The organism is Nocardia neocaledoniensis (genome assembly GCF_029868625.1).
Lineage (GTDB): Bacteria > Actinomycetota > Actinomycetes > Mycobacteriales > Mycobacteriaceae > Nocardia > Nocardia neocaledoniensis_A.
The window spans coordinates 20839-39672 of record NZ_JARWOJ010000040.1 but is presented as its reverse complement, the minus strand read 5'-3'; the positions used below and the strand labels follow the sequence as shown (position 1 = coordinate 39672).

The following is an 18834-nucleotide window of genomic DNA, read 5'->3' as shown; positions in this document are numbered from 1 at the left end:
GGCGGATTCCGGTTGGCGCGGGCGGGGGGGGGGGGGGGCCCGGCCGCGGGGCCCCCCCCCGCGGCCGCCCGGGGGCCCCCCCCCCCCGGGGGCGCCGCGGGGGGCCAGGGCCGCGGCCCGGGCGGCGCCGCGGGGGGGGGGGGGCCGCGCCCGGCGGCGCCCCCCCCCCCCCCCCCCCCGCCGCCAACCGGAATCCGCCCGCGGACCCCTCAGCCGCCATACCGTTGTCCCTGCGGACGGCCCGTCGCATACGAGCGGAAGCTGTAGACCTGGCGACGATCGGCGCCCTCGGACCGGGTGAGCTCGAAGCCGGGCTCCTCGGCCGGGCGCTGCACCAGGAAGCTCAGTGCCGTGGTCTGTTTCGTATACGTGGCGTCGTAGGCGGTCACCCGTACGTAGTGGCGGGGGAAGGTCGCTCGGCAGGCGTTGATCTCGGCGAGCACCCCGTCGGGTTCGTCCAGATCGAACAGCGGCAGTCCCCACATCTCCCAGTAGGTGTTGCGTGGGTGCGGATCGTCGGTGTATTCGATCGAGACCGGCCAGTTGTTGAGCAGCGCGTAGCGCACCTGCGCCGCGATCTCGTCGTCGGTCAGTTCGGGCAGGTAGGAGAAGGTTCCCTGGCGCAGATACATGATGCTCCCTACAGACTCGGCGTCGGCACCGCGTCGGGTGCGTCGGTGGAGGTGTAATCGAAGGTGACATCGCCCCAGGTCGACAGCGCGACCTCGAGCGAACGACAGGTCGAGGCGGCCGTGCGCAGCACGTCGGGCCCCTCCTTCAGCAGGTCGCGACCCTCGTTGCGGGCCTTGACCACCGCTTCCAGCGCCACCCGGTTCGCTTCGGCGCCCGCCGCGATCCCGAGGGGATGGCCGATCGTGCCGCCACCGAATTGCAGGATCACGTCGTCGCCGAACAGATCGAGCAGCTGATGCATCTGCCCGGCGTGGATACCGCCCGAGGCCACCGGCATCACGCCGGGCAGGCTCGCCCAGTCCTGGTCGAAGAAGATGCCGTTGCCCGGCTCGGTGGGAATGTGGTTCTCGCGCAGCGTGTCGTAGAAACCGCGGGTGGTCGCCGGATCGCCCTCCAATTTGCCCACCACGGTGCCCGCGTGCAGATGGTCGACACCGATCAGCCGGCACCATTTCGCCAGCACCCGGAAACTCACGCCGTGGGTCTTCTGCCGGGTGAAGGTCGAATGCCCCGCGCGGTGCAGATGCAGCAGCACGCCGTTGCGCCGGGCCCACTTCGACATCGACTGCATCGCGGTGTAGCCGACGGTCAGGTCCATCATGATGACCACCGAGCCCAGTTCCTTGGCGAACTCGGCCCGCTCGTACATGTCCTCCATGCTCGCGGCGGTCACATTGAGGTAGTGGCCCTTGATCTCGCCGGTCTCGGCCATCGCCCTGTTCACGCCCTCCATCGCGAACAGGTACCGGTCGCGCCAGCGCATGAACGGCTGGGAGTTGATGTTCTCGTCGTCCTTGGTGAAGTCGAGGCCGCCCTTGCAGGCCTCGTAGATCACTCGTCCGTAATTCCGGGCCGAGAGTCCCAGTTTCGGTTTCACCGTCGCGCCCAACAGCGGCCTGCCATATTTGTTGAGATATTCGCGTTCCATCACCGTGCCGTGCGGCGGCCCCTGGAAGGTCTTGACATAGGCCACCGGAATACGCATGTCCTCCAGTCGCAACGCGAGCAACGGTTTGAATCCGAAGACATTTCCGATGATCGAGGAGGTGAGGTTGGTGATCGACCCCTCCTCGAAAAGATCGAGATCGTAGGCGATGTAGGCGAAGTACTCGCCGGGCCGGCCGGGCACCTCGTCGATCCGGTAACATTTCGCCTGATACTTCGAGTGCGCGGTGAGCCGGTCGGTCCACACGACTGTCCAAGTGGCAGTGGAGGATTCACCCGCCACCGCGGCCGCCGCCTCGATCGGATCGACGCCGCGCTGCGGGGTCACCCGGAACACCGCGAGCACATCGGTCTCGGAGGGCACATAGTCGGGTGCGTAATATCCCATCGACGCGTAGGACTGTACACCCGGATCCCAACGATCCCGTTCGGTTTCTTCCGCCATGGTTCCTCCTGTGGAATCCGGTGTGCGCCTTGATGAATTACAGGATGCGGGCGGCAACGGTCACAAACAATGTGAATGTTTCTGGGAAAGCTCAACCGAAACGTTGAGTTTGCTACCGTCGGGTAATGGGCAGGGTGAGTGCGGGGCGGATGGAGACCTTCCTCGCGGTGGCCCGGCTCGGCAGCATCCGCCGGGCAGCCGCCCAGCTACATGTCACCGAGGCGGCCGTGTCGGCCGCGGTCGCCCATGTCGAGAAGCAACTCGGTGCCAAACTGATCACCCGATCCGGGCGGGGGATCGCGCTGACCGAGGCGGGCCGGGTCTACGCCGAATACTGCCGGGGCATCCTCGGTCTCATGAAGGAGGCGCACGCCGCGGTCCGTCAGGCCGAGGCGGGCAGGCTGCGGATCGGCGTCGTCGCCACTGCGGGCGAATCGGTGGTGCTGCGGCCGCTGGCCTCGTTCCGGCAGCGCTACCCCGACGTGGAACTGAGCCTGTCCATCCAGCCGCGCGACGTGCTGTTCCTCGAATTGCAGCACCACGAAACCGATCTCGTGATCGCGGGCCGCCCGCCCCACGAGGCCAACCTCGTGATCCAGGCTCGTCGGCCGAGCACCCTCGTCGTGGTCGGCACCCATGACGCGCACGATCCACGCCACACCACCTGGCTACTGCGCGGCAACGGCTCGGGCACCAGGGAGGCCACCCTCGCGTTGCTCGACCGGCTCCAGATCGACCCACCCACCCTCACACTGGGGTCACACGGCGCCGTCATCGCGGCGGCCCGCGAGGGGCTCGGCATCACCCTCATCCACTCCGACGCCGTCGGCGAACACCTCGACTCGGGCGCGCTGCACACGATCGCTGTCCCCGGCACTCCCCTCGACCGCGCCTGGCACGCCGTCACCACACCCACCCCCACACCCGCCACCCGTCTGTTCCTCGCCCACCTCATCGACCCGTTGGAAACCGGCACCGACGCCTTCCACGCCGCCATCGGTCCGTAACCGCAGCTCATCCGCGGCGTCGCCACCGACCGGCGTGGCGGATATGTATGCGTTTCGCATATAATCGCGCCATGGAGTCCGCACTGGAATCGACGATCGCAGAATGGCACGCGAGCGTGAACGGCGGCGATCTGGAACGGGCCGCGGCGGCGGTCGGCGATCCGATCGTCGTCCTCGGACCGAAAGGCGCGGGGCCGATCACACCGCAGCAGTTCGCGGAGTGGGTCGAGCGCTCGGGCATCACCTTGACTCCCCGGTCGTGGCATCCGGTCAGCGAGCGCCTGATGGTCGTCGAACAGGACGCCACCTGGCCCGCGAACACGCGCGCGACCCGGGTCGCGACGGTGTTCCGGGTCGCCGACGGCAAGGTCACGGCCGCACTGCGGCTGCCCGATCTGAAGTCGGCGCTGGAGCTGGCCTACCTCTGCCGCGAGATGGCCGCGTCCGAATGACCACGCCCGGCCCCGGCCAGTCCCTGTTCGCGTTCGTCCGCCACTGGTCGCGCCGCGCACCGGCCGAGGACGACGAACTCGCCGAGCGTGGACGATCGGTCCTGGTCACCGAAGCCGTCCACGCGCTCACCCACCGTGGCGACCCGGCCACGGTCAACGCGATCGCCCGCGAGATCGCCATCGATCAGAGCGGCGCCTCCCGCCTGATCAAGAACGCCACCCAGGCGGGCTACCTGACCATGCGCCCCGGCGCCACCGACGCCCGCGTCCGCACCGCGACCATCACCCCCGCCGGCCATATCCTGCTCGACCAGGCCCACGCCTGGCAGGAGCAGGTCTTCGCCCAGCTCACCGCCGGCTGGAGCGACCGACGACGCCACGAGTTCCACCGAGCCATGACCGACCTCATGTCCCGATCTCGCACGCTGGACCACTGAGATCGCGCAACCCACCGGTAAGTGGCCGGCCGACGACCACCGGAATCCGCCCGTCGAGCACTCGCTTCCGGTGATCCCACTGGGCGACAAGACGGTCGGCGACGGCGGCTGGTAGGCCGCAGACGGGGCGCGCCGGAGTTCCTTGCCCCGCTGGCCAACCCACCGATCCGGCGAACCTGCCACGCTCGGCGCCCGGGCGGACGTACGATCCGAGCGTGGCCGAATCGAAGGGTTCCACCCCGCTGCGCGTGCTGGTCTACAGCAACGACGCCGACACCAGGCAACAGGTGATCCTGGCGCTGGGCCGTAAGCCGCGCGCGGATCTGCCCGAACTCGATTTCTTCGAGGTCGCCACGGCGCCGGTCGTCATCGAGCAGATGGACGCGGGCGGGATCGATTTGGCGATCCTCGACGGCGAGTCCGCGCCCGCGGGCGGCCTCGGCATCGCCAAGCAGCTCAAGGACGAGATCGACGAGTGCCCGCCGCTGGTCGTGCTGACCGGCAGGCCCGATGACGCCTGGCTCGCGAACTGGTCGCGCGCCGAGGCGGCGGTTTCGCATCCGATCGACCCCATGCAGCTCACCAACGCGGTCGCGGGCATCCTGCACGCCCGCTGATCGGCACTCCCGCGGCATCGTCCCGCGCCCTCGGATAGTCCGAGTCTCGCAGATCTGTCTATCACCACTGGTAACACCAGTGGTTTCGCGTCGTGCGCGCACGCCGGATTACCCCCGGATCGCTCATGAATCGCCGTACCGAAATCGATCAAACCCCGCACCGGAAACGTGCGGCGGACCCCGCTGACGGCGGTAGTCTGTGCTCTAGCTCACACGAGCGCGGGCTCAGATATAACGCTCCGCCATCGCTGCACAGCCTTGCGCGAGCCCCGTTACCAGGCGGACAACGTCGTCGGCCCGTCTCGCCGAAAGCTGCCGTCCGCGGCCGGGCCACACGGCTCGACCTGCTCCAGCGAGGAGGGGAAGTGCAGTCGTGAACATCGAGGTGCCCGCACTCGTACTCGGCGCCATCGCCGCGGCGTTCGCGGTGTTCTCCGTCATCATGGCGGCGCTCGTCGGTCCGAAGCGCAAGAACCGGGCCAAGTTGGAACCCTACGAATGCGGTATCGAGCCGACGCCGCACGCGGTCGCCGGTGGCCCGGGAAATACCGGGGGACAACGCTTTCCGGTGAAGTACTACCTCACGGCGATGTTGTTCATCATCTTCGACATCGAGATCGTGTTCCTCTACCCGTGGGCCGTGCACTTCGACGCACTCGGCCTCTTCGGGCTCGCCGCGATGGCGCTGTTCATCGTCAATGTGTCGGTCGCCTACGCCTACGAATGGCGGCGCGGCGGCCTCAGCTGGGAATGAGTGGGAAATAATGGGTCTCGAAGAGAAACTGCCCAGCGGGTTCCTGCTGAGCACGGTCGAGGATTTCGCCGGCTATCTGCGCAAAGGCTCCCTGTGGCCCGCGACGTTCGGGCTGGCCTGCTGCGCGATCGAGATGATGGCCACCGGCGCGGGACGATTCGACATCGCCCGCTTCGGCATGGAGGCGTTCCGCGCCTCCCCGCGCCAGGCCGACCTGATGATCGTGGCAGGGCGCGTGAGCCAGAAGATGGCCCCGGTGCTGCGCCAGGTCTACGACCAGATGACCGAACCGAAATGGGTGCTGGCCATGGGCGTCTGCGCGTCCTCGGGCGGCATGTTCAACAACTACGCGATCGTGCAGGGCGTCGACCACGTCGTCCCGGTCGACATCTATCTGCCCGGCTGCCCGCCGCGGCCGGAGATGCTGCTCAACGCGATCCTCGCGCTGCACGCCAAGATCGCCGAGATGCCGATGGGCGTCAACCGCGAGGAAGCGATCCGCGCCGCCGAACAGGCCGCCCTCGCCAGCACCCCGACCATCCGGATGGAGGGCCTGCTGCGATGACCTTCGACGCACCCGACAACGCCGACACCCCTGCCGGACAAGACATTCCCGACGAGACACCCGCCCCCGCGAAGCCACCGGCACCGCCCGAGGAGGAGGTCATCGGCACCCGCCGCGGCATGTTCGGTGTCACCGGGACCGGCGACACGTCCGGCTACGGCGGCCTGGTCACTCCCGTCGCGCTGCCCGCGGGCACGCCACCGCCCTACGGCGGCTGGTTCGACGGCTTCGTCGGCACTCTGCGCGCCGCCCTCACCCACCGGGTCATCGCCTTCGACACCGTGATCGAGCGGATCGTGGTCTTCCGCGACGAGATCACCCTGCACGTGCGGCGGGAACACCTGGTCGAGGTGGCGAGCGCGCTGCGTGACGACTCCTCGCTGCGGTTCGAGCTGTGCCTCGGCGTGAACGGCGTGCACTACCCCGACGAGCGGGGCCGCGAACTGCACGCCGTCTACCACCTCATGTCGATCACCCACAGCAGGCGCATCCGGCTGGAAGTGTCGGCGCCCGACGACGATCCGCACATTCCGTCGCTGTTCGCGGTCTACCCGACCACCGACTGGCACGAACGCGAGACCTACGACTTCTTCGGCATCCTCTTCGACGGGCATCCCTCGCTCACCCGCATCACCATGCCCGACGACTGGCGCGGCCACCCGCAGCGCAAGGACTACCCGCTCGGCGGGATCCCGGTGGAGTACAAGGGCGCGCGGATACCGCCGCCCGACGAGCGGAGGGCCTACAGCTGATGACCGACACCGATTTCCGCCGCGACGAACCTCAGGTCGTCACCGTGGCGGGCCAGGACTGGGACCAGGTCAGCGACGTGATCGAGGGCGGCGCCGAGGAACGCATCGTCGTCAACATGGGCCCGCAGCACCCGTCCACGCACGGCGTGCTGCGCCTGATCCTCGAGATCGAAGGCGAGACCGTCACCGAGGCCCGCTGCGGCATCGGCTACCTGCACACCGGGATCGAGAAGAACCTGGAGTTCCGTACCTGGATCCAGGGCGTCACCTTCGTGACCCGGATGGACTACCTGTCCCCCTTCTTCAACGAGACCGCCTACTGCCTGGGCGTGGAGAAACTGCTCGACATCACCGAGCAGATCCCCGAACGCGCCACGGTGGTGCGGGTCATGCTGATGGAGCTCAACCGCATCTCCTCGCACCTGGTCGCGCTGGCCACCGGCGGCATGGAGTTGGGCGCGCTCACCCCGATGCTGTTCGGCTTCCGCGAACGCGAACTCATCCTCGACGTGTTCGAGACCATCACCGGACTCCGGATGAACCACGCCTTCATCCGGCCCGGCGGCCTCGCCCAGGACCTGCCCGACGACGGCGTCACCAAGGTGCGCGAACTGCTCGACATCATGCCGGGCCGGTTGCGCGACATGGAACATCTGCTCACCGCCAACCCGATCTGGAAGAAACGCACCCAGGACATCGGCTACCTCGACCTCACCGGCTGCATGGCCCTCGGCATCACCGGTCCGGTCCTGCGCGCCACCGGGCTGCCGCACGATCTGCGCAAGGCCGCCCCCTACTGCGGCTACGAGAACTACGAGTTCGACATCCCGACGACCAGCGGCTGTGACTGCTACGGCCGCTACCTCATCCGCGTGGCGGAGATGCGGGAGTCGCTCAAGATCGTCGAACAGTGCCTGGACCGGCTGCGTCCCGGCCCGGTGATGATCGACGACAAGAAGATCGCCTGGCCCGCCGACCTGCAACTCGGCCCCGACGGACTCGGCAACTCCCCCGAGCACATCGGCAAGATCATGGGCACCTCGATGGAATCGCTGATCCACCACTTCAAGCTCGTCACCGAGGGCATCCGGGTCCCCGCTGGTCAGGTGTACGCGGCCGTGGAGTCACCGCGCGGCGAGCTCGGCGTACACATGGTCAGCGACGGCAGCACCCGCCCGTACCGGGTGCACTATCGCGACCCCTCGTTCACCAACCTGCAGGCGGTGGCCGCGATGTGCGAGGGCGGCATGGTCGCCGACGTCATCGCCTCGGTCGCCAGCATCGACCCCGTCATGGGCGGAGTAGACCGATGACCACGGAAAAGCCTTCCAGCACAGCGATCCTGCTCAACCTCACCACCCGGCCCGAGCCGTACCCGCCGCACATCCGGCAGCGTCTCGAAGTCGACGCCAAGGAGATCGTCAACCGCTACCCGCAACCGCGGTCGGCCCTGCTGCCGCTGCTGCACTTGGTGCAGGCCGAAGAGGGGTACGTCACCGGCACCGGCATCGACTTCTGCGCCGACCAGCTCGGGCTCACCGCCGCCGAAGTGACCGCCGTGGCCACCTTCTATTCGATGTACCGGCGCACCCCTACCGGCGACTACCACGTCGGCGTGTGCACCAACACCCTGTGCGCCGTCCTCGGCGGTGACGCGATCTACGAAGCGCTGCAACGACATCTGGGCATCGGGCACGGCGAGACCACCGCCGACGGCGCCATCACCCTCGAACACGTCGAATGCAACGCGGCCTGCGACTACGCGCCGGTGATGATGGTGAACTGGGAGTTCTTCGACAACCAGACCCCCGACTCGGCGCGCGCCATCACCGACGCCCTGCGCGCCGGGCACCAGGTCCGGCCGACGCGCGGCGCACCGCTGTGCACGTTCCGCGAGACCGCGCGCATCCTGGCCGGTTTCCCCGACGAACGCCCCGGCGCGCTCGACGGCGCACCCGGCCCGGCCACGCTGGCCGGCCTCGACGCCGCGGCCGAGGACGACGGGCAGGGGGCCTGAGATGACCACCCTCACCCCGGTTCTCAGCGAACACTGGGCCCAGCCGCGTTCGTGGACCCTCGACAGCTATCGGTCCACCGGCGGCTACGAAGGACTGCGCGCGGCCCTGCGCCTGTCCCCCGACGAGGTCATCCAGACCGTGAAGGACGCGGGCCTGCGCGGGCGCGGCGGCGCGGGCTTCCCGACCGGCATGAAGTGGTCGTTCATCCCGCAGGGTCCGGGCCCGGACGGGACGACCAAACCGCACTACCTCGTGGTCAACGCCGACGAGTCCGAACCCGGTACCTGCAAAGACATTCCGTTGATGCTGGCCACCCCGCACACCCTGATCGAGGGTGTCGTCATCGCGGCCTACGCGATCAGGGCGGCCACCGCGTTCATCTACGTGCGCGGTGAGGTCGTGCCCGTGCTGCGCCGCCTCCAGGCCGCTGTCGCCGACGCCTACGCGGCGGGCTATCTCGGCAAGAACATCCTGGGCTCCGGCTTCGATCTGGAACTCATCGTGCACGCGGGCGCGGGCGCCTACATCTGCGGTGAGGAAACCGCGCTGCTGGACTCGCTCGAAGGACGGCGCGGCCAGCCCCGCCTGCGGCCGCCGTTCCCGGCCGTGGCCGGCCTGTACGCGTGCCCGACAGTGGTCAACAATGTCGAATCCATCGCCAGCGTGCCGTCGATCCTGCGCCGCGGCACCGAATGGTTCCGTTCGATGGGCAGCGAAAAGTCCCCCGGCTTCACCCTCTATTCGCTGTCGGGGCACGTCGCCCGGCCCGGCCAGTACGAGGCGCCGCTCGGGATCACCCTGCGCGAACTGCTCGGCTACGCCGGCGGGGTCCGGGCAGGCCACACTCTGAAGTTCTGGACACCCGGTGGCTCGTCCACGCCGATCTTCACCGCCGAACACCTCGATACCGCCCTCGACTACGAGGGCGTGGCCGCCGCCGGATCCATGCTGGGCACCAAGGCGCTGCAGATCTTCGACGACACCACCTGCGTCGTGCGGGCCGTACTGCGCTGGACCGAGTTCTACGCCCACGAATCCTGCGGCAAATGCACACCGTGCCGCGAAGGCACCTACTGGCTGGTGCAGCTGCTGCGCAGGCTCGAAGCGGGCCAGGGCACCGAGGCCGACCTCGACAAGCTCGCCGACATCGCCGACAACATCAACGGCAAGTCGTTCTGCGCACTCGGCGACGGCGCGGCGAGCCCGATCTTCTCCTCGCTGAAGTACTTCCGCGAGGAATACCTCGAGCATCAGCGTCGCGGCGACTGCCCGTTCGATCCGGCCCGCGCCACCGTGTGGGCCGATGCAGGGAAAGAGGACCGATGACAGCGATCGCCCCTGGCAACAGCAGCGGAGTCGTTCCCGCCGATCTGGTGAGCGTCACCATCGACGACACCACGGTCCAGGTCCCCGCGGGCACCCTGCTGATCCGCGCCGCCGAACTGATCGGCGTGCAGATCCCGCGCTTCTGCGACCACCCCCTGCTCGACCCGGTGGGCGCCTGCCGCCAATGCCTGGTCGAGGTGGAGGGACAGCGAAAGCCCGTCGCCTCCTGCACGATCCCGGTCACCGACGGCATGGTCGTGCGCACCCAGCTCAGTTCCCCGGTCGCCGAAAAGGCACAGCGCGGGGTGATGGAACTGCTGCTCATCAACCATCCGCTCGACTGCCCGGTCTGCGACAAGGGCGGCGAATGCCCCCTGCAGAACCAGGCGATGTCCACCGGCAGCGCCGAATCCCGGTTCGAGGGCGAGAAACGCACCTATCCGAAGCCGATCCCGCTGTCCTCGGCCGTGCTGCTCGACCGCGAACGCTGCGTGCTGTGCGCGCGGTGCACCCGCTTCTCCCAGCAGGTCGCCGGCGATCCGTTCATCGAACTGATGGATCGTGGCGCGCTGCAACAGGTGGGTACCGCCCAGGCCGAACCGCTGGACTCCTACTTCTCCGGCAACACCGTGCAGATCTGTCCCGTCGGCGCCCTCACCGGCACCTCCTACCGGTTCCGGGCCCGCCCCTTCGACCTGGTGTCCACACCGAGCGTGTGCGAACACTGCGCCTCCGGCTGCGCCCAGCGCACCGACCATCGGCGCGGAAAAGTCCTGCGCCGCTTGGCCGGTGACGACCCCCAGGTCAACGAGGAATGGAACTGCGACAAGGGCCGCTGGGCCTTCGCCTACGCCACCGAACGCGACCGCCTGACCACACCGCTGGTCCGCGGCTGGGACGGTGTGCTCGCCCCCGCCTCCTGGAACGAAGCGCTCGCCGCCGCCGCGACCGGCCTGCGCGCCGCCATCGGCAACGCCGGCGTCCTCGTCGGCGGGCGCGTCACCGAGGAAGAGGCCTACGCCTACGGCAAGTTCGCGCGAATGGTGCTCGCCACCAACGACATCGACTTCCGCGCCCGCGTGCACTCCGAGGAAGAGGAGCGCTTCCTCGCCGCTCGCGTCGCCGGCCACGGCGTACGGGTCGACTACGCCGCGCTCACCGCCGCACCGGTCGTGCTGCTGGTGGGCTTCGAGCCGGAAGAGGAATCACCGATCGTCTATCTGCGCCTGCGCAAAGCCGTGCGCACGCGAGGCCTGCGGGTCGTCGCGCTGGCGCCGTTCGCCTCACGCGGACTCGAACGCCTGTCGGGCACGCTCATCCAGACCCCGCCCTGCGGCGAAGCCGATGTCCTCGACGCCATCGCGGCCGACAACTCGGCCGAGGCCACCGAACTCAGAGCGCTGCTGCGCACCCCCGGCGCGGTGATCATGGCGGGTGAACGGCTCGCCGGTAGCCCCGGAGCCCTGTCGGCCGTGGCACGCCTGGCCGACCGCACGGGAGCCGAACCGGCCTGGGTTCCGCGGCGCGCGGGCGAACGCGGCGCGCTCGAAGCCGGCGCCCTGCCCAGCCTGCTGCCCGGCGGCAGACCCGTCATCGATCCCGCTGCGCGCCAACAGGTTCGCCACCGCTGGCAATCGGGCGAACTGCCGGTCACCCTCGGCCGCGACACCGCGGGCATCCTGGGCAGCGCCGCGCAACTGGGCGCGCTCGTGATCGGCGGCGTCGACCCGGCCGACCTGCCCGACCCGGCAGCGGCATCGGCCGCCATCGACGCGGCTCGTTTCGTGGTGAGCCTCGAACTGCGGCACAGCGCCGTCACCGAACGCGCCGACGTCGTGTTCCCCGTGGCGCCCGTCATGGAGAAATCCGGCACCTTCCGCACCTGGGAGGGCAGGCCACGCCCGTTCGCCGCAGCGCCGCTGGACACCACCCGCCGCGTCGCCGCACCCCTGTCGGACCTGCGCGTGCTGCACGCGCTCGCCGCCGAGATGGGCGAACCGATCGACCTGCCCGACGCCGCGGCCGCCCGTGCCGAACTCGACACCCTCGGCGCCTGGACCGGCGAACCGATCTCCACGCCCGAACACAGCAGCCAGACCCGGCCCGTCGCCGGACCGGGCACCGCGATCCTCGCCGGCTGGCACATGCTGCTCGACGCGGGCCGCATGCAGGACGGAGAACCCAACCTGGCCGGGATCGCGCGGCCACCGGTGGCCCGGCTCTCGGCCGCGACCGCCGCCGAGATCGAGGCCGCCGAGGCCGATCGCGTCGTCGTCTCCACCGACCGCGGCGAGATCACGGTGCCGCTCATGATCACCGACATGCCCGACCGGGTCGTGTGGCTGCCGCTGCATTCGACCGGGTGCACGGTCGCCGCCACCCTCGGCGTGACACCCGGCGCCGTGGTGCGCCTGCGCCGCGCCGACGACAGGATGAAGGAACACCGCCATGAGTGAATCCGTATTCGGCACCGATCCGCTCTGGCTGGTGGTGCTCAAGGCGCTCGGTGTGTTCGTGTACCTGATGCTGGTACCGCTCATCGCGGTCTACGCCGAACGCAAAGTCGTGGCCTGGATGCAGATGCGGGTCGGCCCCAACCGCATCGGCCCCGGCGGCATGTTCCAGTCCATCGCCGACGGCGTGAAGATGGCGCTCAAGGAAGACATCATCCCGGCGATCGTGGACAAGCCGATCTTCGTGCTCGCCCCCATCATCTCGGTGATCCCGGCGTTCATGGCGTTCGCGGTGATCCCGTTCGGTCCCGAGGTGTCGATCCTGGGTCACACCACCGCGCTGCAGCTCACCGACATGCCGGTCGCGGTGCTCTACATCCTCGCCATCACCTCCATCGGCGTGTACGGCATCGTGCTCGCCGGCTGGTCGTCGGGATCGACCTACCCGCTGCTCGGCGGGCTGCGCTCGACCGCGCAGGTGATCTCCTACGAGATCGCGATGGCACTCACCTTCGCGACGGTGTTCCTGCTGTCGGGCACGATGGCGACCTCCGGGATCGTCACCGCGCAGGAGGGCACCTGGTACGTCTTCCTGCTGCTGCCCTCGTTCCTCATCTACTGCGTGGCCATGGTGGGCGAGACCAACCGGGCGCCGTTCGACCTGCCCGAGGCCGAAGGCGAACTGGTCGGCGGCTTCCACACCGAGTACTCCTCGCTCAAGTTCGCCATGTTCATGCTCGCCGAGTACGTCAACATGGCCACGGTGTCGGCGCTGGCGACCACCCTGTTCCTCGGCGGCTGGCGGGCACCGTTCCCGATCAGCCTCTGGGCAGGCGCCAACTCCGGCTGGTGGCCACTGCTGTGGTTCACCCTCAAGGTCTGGACGTTCCTGTTCGTCTTCGTCTGGCTGCGCGGCACCCTGCCCCGCCTGCGCTACGACCAGTTCATGAACCTGGGCTGGAAGCTGCTCATACCCACTTCGCTGGTATGGGTGATGATCGTGGCCACCGCCCGCGTCCTCGATATCGAGGGCATTCCGGGCAAGAACGCGATCCTGGTGGGCGTCGGCCTCGCGATCACCGCGGCCATGATCGCGATGTTCCTGCGCGCGGGCCGGGCCAAGGGTTTGCCGCCGCTGCCGGAGGAGCCCACGAAATCGCCTGTCTTCCTGGGCTTCCCGGTACCGCCGATGCCCCCGCGCACCGACGCCGAACCCGAACTGGGTCTGTTCGATCCGCTCGCCGGCTTCGCGGTCACCGCGGCGACCATGTTCAAGAAGCCCAACACCGAGTTCTATCCCGAACAGAAGGTGCCCACCGCGCCCCGCTATCACGGCCGCCATCAACTCAACCGGTACGCCGACGGGCTCGAGAAGTGCATCGGCTGCGAACTGTGCGCCTGGGCCTGCCCGGCCGACGCGATCTTCGTCGAGGGCGCCGACAACACCGAGGACGAACGCTTCTCCCCCGGTGAACGCTACGGCCGCGTCTACCAGATCAACTACCTGCGCTGCATCGGCTGCGGCCTGTGCATCGAGGCGTGCCCGACCCGTGCGCTGACCATGACCAACGACTACGAGCTCACCGACGACAACCGCGCCGACCTCATCTACGAGAAGGACCGCCTGCTCGCCCCGCTGGCCGAGGGCATGACACCCCCGCCGCACGCGATGGCGCCCGGCACCGACGAGGCCGACTACTACCTGGGCCGGATCGAGCCCACCACGTCGGCGGAGGTGCTGCGATGACCACCACCCTGCTCGCCGCCGACATCCCCGGCACCGCCACCGGCGAGGCCGTGCTGTTCTGGGTTCTCGCCCCGATCGCGGTCCTCGGCGCGCTCGGCATGGTGACCGCCGCCAAGGCCGTGCACTCGGCACTGTGCCTGGCCGCCACCATGATCGCGCTCGCCGTGTTCTACATCGCCCAGGGCGCGCTGTTCCTCGGTGTCGTCCAGATCGTCGTCTACACCGGCGCGGTGATGATGCTGTTCCTGTTCGTGCTGATGCTCGTCGGCGTCGACTCCGCCGAATCGCTGCGGGAGACGTTGCGCGGCCAGCGCATCGCGGCCGCCGTCGTCGGCGTCGGGTTCGGGCTGCTGCTCATCGGCGGGATCGGCGCGGCTCTGCGCGACAGCGCGATCACCTACCCCGCCCGTGGATTCGGTGGCCGCGACGTCATCGCCGAACTCGCCGAACTCATCTTCTTGCGCTACGTCTGGGCCTTCGAACTGACCGGCGCGCTGCTCATCACCGCCACCATCGGCGCGATGGTGCTGGCCCACCGTGAGCAGTTCACGCCACGGCGCGGCCAGCGCGAGATGTCACGTGACCGCTTCCGCACCGCGGGCGAACGAGCCACTCCGCAGCCCACGCCCGGGGTGTACGCCAGGCACAACGCCGTCGACAGCCCCGCCCAGCTCCCCGACGGCAGCTTCGCCGAACTGTCGGTGAGCACGATCCTGCGTCACCGCCGCACCCGCGCGCACACCGAGGCCGCCGCGCTCTCGGTCGGCGCGGGCAGCGACGTCACCCCGACGGCCGACGAGGAAGGCACCCGGTGAACCCCGAGAACTATCTGTTCCTGTCCGCGCTGTTGTTCACCATCGGCGCCGCGGGAGTGCTGTTGCGCCGCAACGCCATCGTGGTGTTCATGTGCATCGAGCTGATGCTCAACGCGGTGAACCTGGCCTTCGTCACCTTCGCCCGCCTGCACAGCAACCTCGACGGTCAGGTGATCGCGTTCTTCACCATGGTCGTCGCGGCCGCCGAGGTCGTCGTCGGCCTGGCCATCATCATGACGATCTTCCGTGCCCGCCGGTCGACCTCGGTCGACGACGCCAACCTGCTGAAGTTCTGACATGGGTACCGCGACGTTGTGGCTGCTGCCCGCCCTCCCGCTGGCGGGCGCGATCGTGTTGCTCCTGCTCGGACATCGCGCCGACCGCTGGGGTGCCTACCTCGGCACCGCCGCCGCGCTGGCGTCGTTCGCCGTCGCCGCGATCGCGTTCGCCGGCATGCTCGGCCGCGCGGACACCGACCGGGCGATCCACCTCGAGCTGTTCCGCTGGGTGCCCACCGGTGACCTGCAGGTCGGGTTCGGGTTGCAACTCGATCAGCTCTCGATCTGTTTCGCCCTGCTGATCACCGGCGTCGGCTCGCTGATCCACCTCTATTCGATCGGCTACATGAGCCACGATCCGGGCAGGCGGCGCTTCTTCGGCTACCTCAACCTGTTCCTGGCCGCCATGCTCGTGCTGGTCCTGGCCGACAATTTCCTGGTGCTCTACCTCGGCTGGGAAGGGGTGGGCCTGGCGTCCTACCTGCTGATCGGCTTCTGGTACGAGAAGCCGTCCGCGGCCACCGCCGCCAAGAAGGCGTTCATCGTCAACCGGGTCGGCGACATGGGGCTGGCGATCGCCATGATGACGATGTTCGCCACCTTCGGCTCCTTCGACTTCCGCACCGTGTTCGCGGCGACGCCGGGAGCGAGCGAGGGCACGCTCACCGCCATCGGGCTGCTGCTGTTGCTGGCCGCCTGCGGCAAATCCGCGCAGGTGCCGCTGCAGTCCTGGCTCGGCGACGCGATGGAAGGCCCCACCCCGGTCTCGGCGCTCATCCACGCCGCCACCATGGTCACCGCGGGCGTGTATCTCATCGCCCGCGCCAACCCGATCTACGACCTCGCCCCCACCGCGCAGGCCGCGGTGCTGGCCGTCGGGGCGGTCACGCTGCTGTTCGGCGCGATCGTCGGCTGTGCCAAGGACGACATCAAGAAGGCACTGGCCGCCTCGACCATGAGCCAGATCGGCTACATGATCCTGGCCGTCGGCCTCGGCCCCGCCGGCTACGCCTTCGCGATCATGCACCTGCTCACGCACGGCTTCTTCAAGGCCGGACTGTTCCTCGGCGCCGGCTCGGTGATGCACGCGATGAACGACGAGACCGACATGCGCCGCTACGGCGGTCTGCGCACGCTGCTGCCGATCACGTTCGTCACCTTCGGTCTGGGCTACCTGGCGATCATCGGTGTTCCGCCGTTCTCGGGATTCTTCTCCAAGGACAAGATCATCGAGGTCGCCTTCGACCACGGCGGCACGGTCGGCATCCTGCTCGGCGCGGTCACGCTTCTCGGCGCCGCGCTGACCGCCTTCTACATGACCCGCGTCATGCTGATGACGTTCTTCGGCGAGCGACGCTGGCAGCCCGACACCCACCCGCACGAGGCGCCCGCGGTGATGACCGGGCCCATGATCCTGCTCGCGTTCGGGTCGGTCTTCGCGGGTGGGCTGTTCGTCTGGGGCTCGTCGCTGCAGAACTGGCTCGAACCCGTGGTCGGCTCCCATCACGCCGAACCGGTCGTGCCCGCCTGGGCCGTGACCGCGCTGGCGCTGACCGCCGTAGCCATCGGTGTCGCGGTCGCCTACCGCAAGTACGCCGAGAGCGCGGTCCCCGAGACCGCACCCGAACCGGTCACCGTGCTCACCACGGCGGCCCGCGAGGACCTCTACGGCGACGCGATCAACGAAGCGGTGTTCGAACGGCCGGGCCGTCATCTCACCCGGGCACTGGTGTTCCTCGACGCGCGGGGTGTCGACGGCATCGTCAACGGCACGGCCGCCGGGATCGGCGGTCTCTCGGCGCGAGTCCGGCGGATACAGACCGGCTTCGTGCGCTCCTATGCCCTGTCCATGTTCACCGGCGCGGCCCTGGTGGCCGCTGCCCTGCTGGCGGTGAGGTTCTGGTGAACTCGTTTCCCTGGCTGACGACGCTCTGGCTCGCGCCCGCGATCGGCGCGGCGGCGGTACTCGTCGTGCCGGCCGCGCGGCGGAATGTGGCGCGCGCGTTGGCGTTCGCGGTGTCGATCGGTGTGCTCGCGCTCGCCGTCACCCTGGCGGTGCGGTTCCAGCCGGGTGGCGCGCAGTATCAGTTCGTCGAGGAACACGAGTGGATCCCGGCGTTCGGTGTGGGCTACACCCTGGGTCTGGACGGCATCGCCACCGCACTGGTCCTGCTGACGGCGGTCCTGCTGCCGCTGCTGATCCTGGCCGGCTGGAACGACGACCGCGCCGCGGGCGACGGCCGCAAGACCGCGCACATCTACCTCGCGTTGATGCTGCTGGTCGAGTCGATGGTGCTGATCTCGTTCCTGGCGCTCGACATCCTGCTGTTCTACGTGTTCTTCGAAGCGATGCTCATCCCGATGTACTTCCTCATCGGCGGCTTCGGACCACGCACCAGCGATGCCGCGGTGCGCGCGCAACGCTCCCGCGCCGCGGTGAAGTTCCTGCTGTACAACCTGTTCGGCGGGCTGATCATGCTGGCCGCGGTGATCGGGCTGTACGTGCTCACCGCGCAGGCCGGACTCGGCGAGGGCTCGGCGGGCACCTTCGACCTGCGGGTCGTGGTCGCCGCGGCCAACAACGGCGAGCTCGGCGGCAGCACCGCCGTCGTCAACGCGCTGTTCCTCGGGTTCATGTTCGCCTTCGCGGTGAAGGCGCCGCTGTGGCCGCTGCACACCTGGCTGCCCGATGCCGCGGTCTCGGCGACACCGTCGAGCGCGGTCCTGATGATGGCGGTGGTCGACAAGGTGGGTACCTTCGGCATGCTCCGCTACTGCCTGCTGCTGTTCCCGCTGGCCTCGGACACGTTCGCGCCGTTGGTGATCACCCTGGCCGTGATCGGCATCCTCTACGGCGCGCTGCTGGCGATCGGGCAGACCGATGTGATGCGCCTGATCGCCTACACCTCCATCTCCCACTTCGGCTTCATCATCCTGGGCATCTTCGCGATGACCACCCAGGCGCAGTCCGGCGCGACGCTGTACATGGTCAACCACGGACTGTCCACGGCCGCGCTGTTCCTCATCGCCGGATTCCTCGTCTCGCGGCGCGGCACCAGGATGATCGCCGATTTCGGCGGGGTGCAGAAGGTCGCGCCGGTGCTGGCCGGCACATTCTTCATCGCCGGCCTGGCGACCCTGTCACTGCCCGGTCTCGCGCCGTTCGTCAGCGAATTCCTGGTCCTTGTCGGCACTTTCGGCAAATACAAGGTGGCCGCCGTCATCGCGACCGGTGCGCTGGTGCTGGCCGCGATCTACGTGCTGTGGATGTACCAGCGGATGATGACCGGCCCGCTGAAGCAGGGCAACGAGAACCTGCGCGATCTGGTCCCGCGCGAACTCGCCGTCGTGGTGCCGCTGCTGGTCGCCCTGCTGGTCCTCGGCTTCTACCCGAAACCGATTCTGGACATGGTCGATCCCGCGGTCGGACACACCCTGTCCACGATCGGTAAGCACGATCCCGCTCCGACGGTCCCCGCTCCCGAAGCAGGCGCGGCCACCCCGCCCTCGGGCGGACACAAATGAGGACG

At 68.8% G+C, this 18834-nt stretch carries 18 protein-coding genes; 16 read left to right on the top strand and 2 right to left on the bottom strand.

The window, feature by feature from the left end; genetic code table 11:
• Window positions 1-209 precede the first annotated feature (209 nt).
• Together QH270_RS02050 and QH270_RS02045 are read right to left on the bottom strand one after the other, a co-directional pair.
• Window positions 210-632, bottom strand: a complete 423-nt coding sequence (locus QH270_RS02050; RefSeq protein WP_110039927.1) for a ribulose bisphosphate carboxylase small subunit — start codon at window positions 630-632, stop codon at window positions 210-212.
• An 8-nt stretch (window positions 633-640) separates the two neighbouring features.
• Window positions 641-2083: a form I ribulose bisphosphate carboxylase large subunit gene (locus tag QH270_RS02045; RefSeq protein ID WP_232998850.1), complete on the bottom strand. Its 1443-nt coding sequence runs from the start codon at window positions 2081-2083 to the stop codon at window positions 641-643.
• 125 nt (window positions 2084-2208) lie between these two features.
• On the opposite strand from QH270_RS02045, the gene QH270_RS02040 reads away from it, so the two are divergent.
• From QH270_RS02040 to QH270_RS01960, 16 genes are all read left to right on the top strand, one after another.
• Entirely contained in the window at window positions 2209-3090 is an 882-nt protein-coding gene (locus QH270_RS02040; protein WP_280338625.1) for a LysR family transcriptional regulator, read from the top strand.
• A gap of 71 nt (window positions 3091-3161) precedes the next feature.
• Window positions 3162-3542 carry a nuclear transport factor 2 family protein gene (locus QH270_RS02035; protein WP_280338624.1) on the top strand — a complete coding sequence of 127 codons (381 nt, stop codon included), beginning with the start codon at window positions 3162-3164 and terminating at the stop codon, window positions 3540-3542.
• Window positions 3539-3979: a MarR family winged helix-turn-helix transcriptional regulator gene (locus QH270_RS02030; RefSeq protein ID WP_280338623.1), complete on the top strand. Its 441-nt coding sequence runs from the start codon at window positions 3539-3541 to the stop codon at window positions 3977-3979. The genes QH270_RS02035 and QH270_RS02030 overlap by 4 nt, the downstream gene beginning before the upstream one ends.
• Window positions 3980-4194: 215 nt before the next feature.
• Window positions 4195-4596: an Rv3143 family two-component system response regulator gene (locus QH270_RS02025; RefSeq protein ID WP_280338622.1), complete on the top strand. Its 402-nt coding sequence runs from the start codon at window positions 4195-4197 to the stop codon at window positions 4594-4596.
• 373 nt (window positions 4597-4969) lie between these two features.
• Window positions 4970-5350, top strand: coding sequence for an NADH-quinone oxidoreductase subunit A (locus QH270_RS02020; protein ID WP_280338621.1), 381 nt, complete (start codon window positions 4970-4972; stop codon window positions 5348-5350).
• Window positions 5351-5360: 10 nt separating this feature from the next.
• A complete protein-coding gene (locus QH270_RS02015) occupies window positions 5361-5915 on the top strand; it encodes a NuoB/complex I 20 kDa subunit family protein (protein ID WP_067489943.1) in 555 nt (184 codons plus the stop codon).
• A complete protein-coding gene (locus QH270_RS02010) occupies window positions 5912-6667 on the top strand; it encodes an NADH-quinone oxidoreductase subunit C (protein WP_280338620.1) in 756 nt (251 codons plus the stop codon). The genes QH270_RS02015 and QH270_RS02010 overlap by 4 nt, the downstream gene beginning before the upstream one ends.
• Window positions 6667-7980, top strand: coding sequence for an NADH dehydrogenase (quinone) subunit D (nuoD, locus tag QH270_RS02005; protein ID WP_280338619.1), 1314 nt, complete (start codon window positions 6667-6669; stop codon window positions 7978-7980). Before QH270_RS02010 ends, nuoD begins: the two co-directional genes overlap by 1 nt.
• Entirely contained in the window at window positions 7977-8684 is a 708-nt protein-coding gene (nuoE, locus tag QH270_RS02000; protein WP_280338618.1) for an NADH-quinone oxidoreductase subunit NuoE, read from the top strand. Before nuoD ends, nuoE begins: the two co-directional genes overlap by 4 nt.
• Before the next feature lies 1 nt (window position 8685).
• On the top strand, window positions 8686-10011 hold the full coding sequence (nuoF, locus tag QH270_RS01995; RefSeq protein ID WP_280338617.1) for an NADH-quinone oxidoreductase subunit NuoF: 1326 nt from the start codon (window positions 8686-8688) through the stop codon (window positions 10009-10011).
• The gene (locus QH270_RS01990) at window positions 10008-12467 is read left to right on the top strand and encodes an NADH-quinone oxidoreductase subunit G (protein ID WP_280338616.1); all 2460 of its coding nucleotides are present in this window, start codon (window positions 10008-10010) and stop codon (window positions 12465-12467) included. The genes nuoF and QH270_RS01990 overlap by 4 nt, the downstream gene beginning before the upstream one ends.
• Window positions 12460-14211: an NADH-quinone oxidoreductase subunit NuoH gene (gene nuoH / locus QH270_RS01985; RefSeq protein WP_432420276.1), complete on the top strand. Its 1752-nt coding sequence runs from the start codon at window positions 12460-12462 to the stop codon at window positions 14209-14211. The genes QH270_RS01990 and nuoH overlap by 8 nt, the downstream gene beginning before the upstream one ends.
• A complete protein-coding gene (locus QH270_RS01975) occupies window positions 14208-15026 on the top strand; it encodes an NADH-quinone oxidoreductase subunit J (protein ID WP_280338615.1) in 819 nt (272 codons plus the stop codon). Before nuoH ends, QH270_RS01975 begins: the two co-directional genes overlap by 4 nt.
• Window positions 15023-15322, top strand: coding sequence for an NADH-quinone oxidoreductase subunit NuoK (gene nuoK, locus QH270_RS01970; protein WP_110039915.1), 300 nt, complete (start codon window positions 15023-15025; stop codon window positions 15320-15322). Before QH270_RS01975 ends, nuoK begins: the two co-directional genes overlap by 4 nt.
• Before the next feature lies 1 nt (window position 15323).
• The gene (nuoL, locus tag QH270_RS01965; RefSeq protein WP_280338614.1) at window positions 15324-17210 is read left to right on the top strand and encodes an NADH-quinone oxidoreductase subunit L; all 1887 of its coding nucleotides are present in this window, start codon (window positions 15324-15326) and stop codon (window positions 17208-17210) included.
• Complete coding sequence (locus QH270_RS01960; RefSeq protein ID WP_280338613.1) at window positions 17207-18829, top strand: NADH-quinone oxidoreductase subunit M; 1623 nt, start codon at window positions 17207-17209, stop codon at window positions 18827-18829. Before nuoL ends, QH270_RS01960 begins: the two co-directional genes overlap by 4 nt.
• Window positions 18830-18834: the final 5 nt, after the last annotated feature.

What these genes read in the sequence shown, in the direction of transcription:
- QH270_RS02050 (WP_110039927.1), bottom strand. Translation starts at nt 632, where the DNA reads ATGTATCTGCGCCAGGGAACCTTCTCCTACCTGCCCGAACTGACCGAC.
- QH270_RS02045 (WP_232998850.1), bottom strand. Translation starts at nt 2,083, where the DNA reads ATGGCGGAAGAAACCGAACGGGATCGTTGGGATCCGGGTGTACAGTCC.
- QH270_RS02040 (WP_280338625.1), top strand. Translation starts at nt 2,209, where the DNA reads ATGGGCAGGGTGAGTGCGGGGCGGATGGAGACCTTCCTCGCGGTGGCC.
- QH270_RS02035 (WP_280338624.1), top strand. Translation starts at nt 3,162, where the DNA reads ATGGAGTCCGCACTGGAATCGACGATCGCAGAATGGCACGCGAGCGTG.
- QH270_RS02030 (WP_280338623.1), top strand. Translation starts at nt 3,539, where the DNA reads ATGACCACGCCCGGCCCCGGCCAGTCCCTGTTCGCGTTCGTCCGCCAC.
- QH270_RS02015 (WP_067489943.1), top strand. Translation starts at nt 5,361, where the DNA reads ATGGGTCTCGAAGAGAAACTGCCCAGCGGGTTCCTGCTGAGCACGGTC.
- QH270_RS02010 (WP_280338620.1), top strand. Translation starts at nt 5,912, where the DNA reads ATGACCTTCGACGCACCCGACAACGCCGACACCCCTGCCGGACAAGAC.
- nuoD (WP_280338619.1), top strand. Translation starts at nt 6,667, where the DNA reads ATGACCGACACCGATTTCCGCCGCGACGAACCTCAGGTCGTCACCGTG.
- nuoE (WP_280338618.1), top strand. Translation starts at nt 7,977, where the DNA reads ATGACCACGGAAAAGCCTTCCAGCACAGCGATCCTGCTCAACCTCACC.
- nuoF (WP_280338617.1), top strand. Translation starts at nt 8,686, where the DNA reads ATGACCACCCTCACCCCGGTTCTCAGCGAACACTGGGCCCAGCCGCGT.
- QH270_RS01990 (WP_280338616.1), top strand. Translation starts at nt 10,008, where the DNA reads ATGACAGCGATCGCCCCTGGCAACAGCAGCGGAGTCGTTCCCGCCGAT.
- nuoH (WP_432420276.1), top strand. Translation starts at nt 12,460, where the DNA reads ATGAGTGAATCCGTATTCGGCACCGATCCGCTCTGGCTGGTGGTGCTC.
- QH270_RS01975 (WP_280338615.1), top strand. Translation starts at nt 14,208, where the DNA reads ATGACCACCACCCTGCTCGCCGCCGACATCCCCGGCACCGCCACCGGC.
- nuoL (WP_280338614.1), top strand. Translation starts at nt 15,324, where the DNA reads ATGGGTACCGCGACGTTGTGGCTGCTGCCCGCCCTCCCGCTGGCGGGC.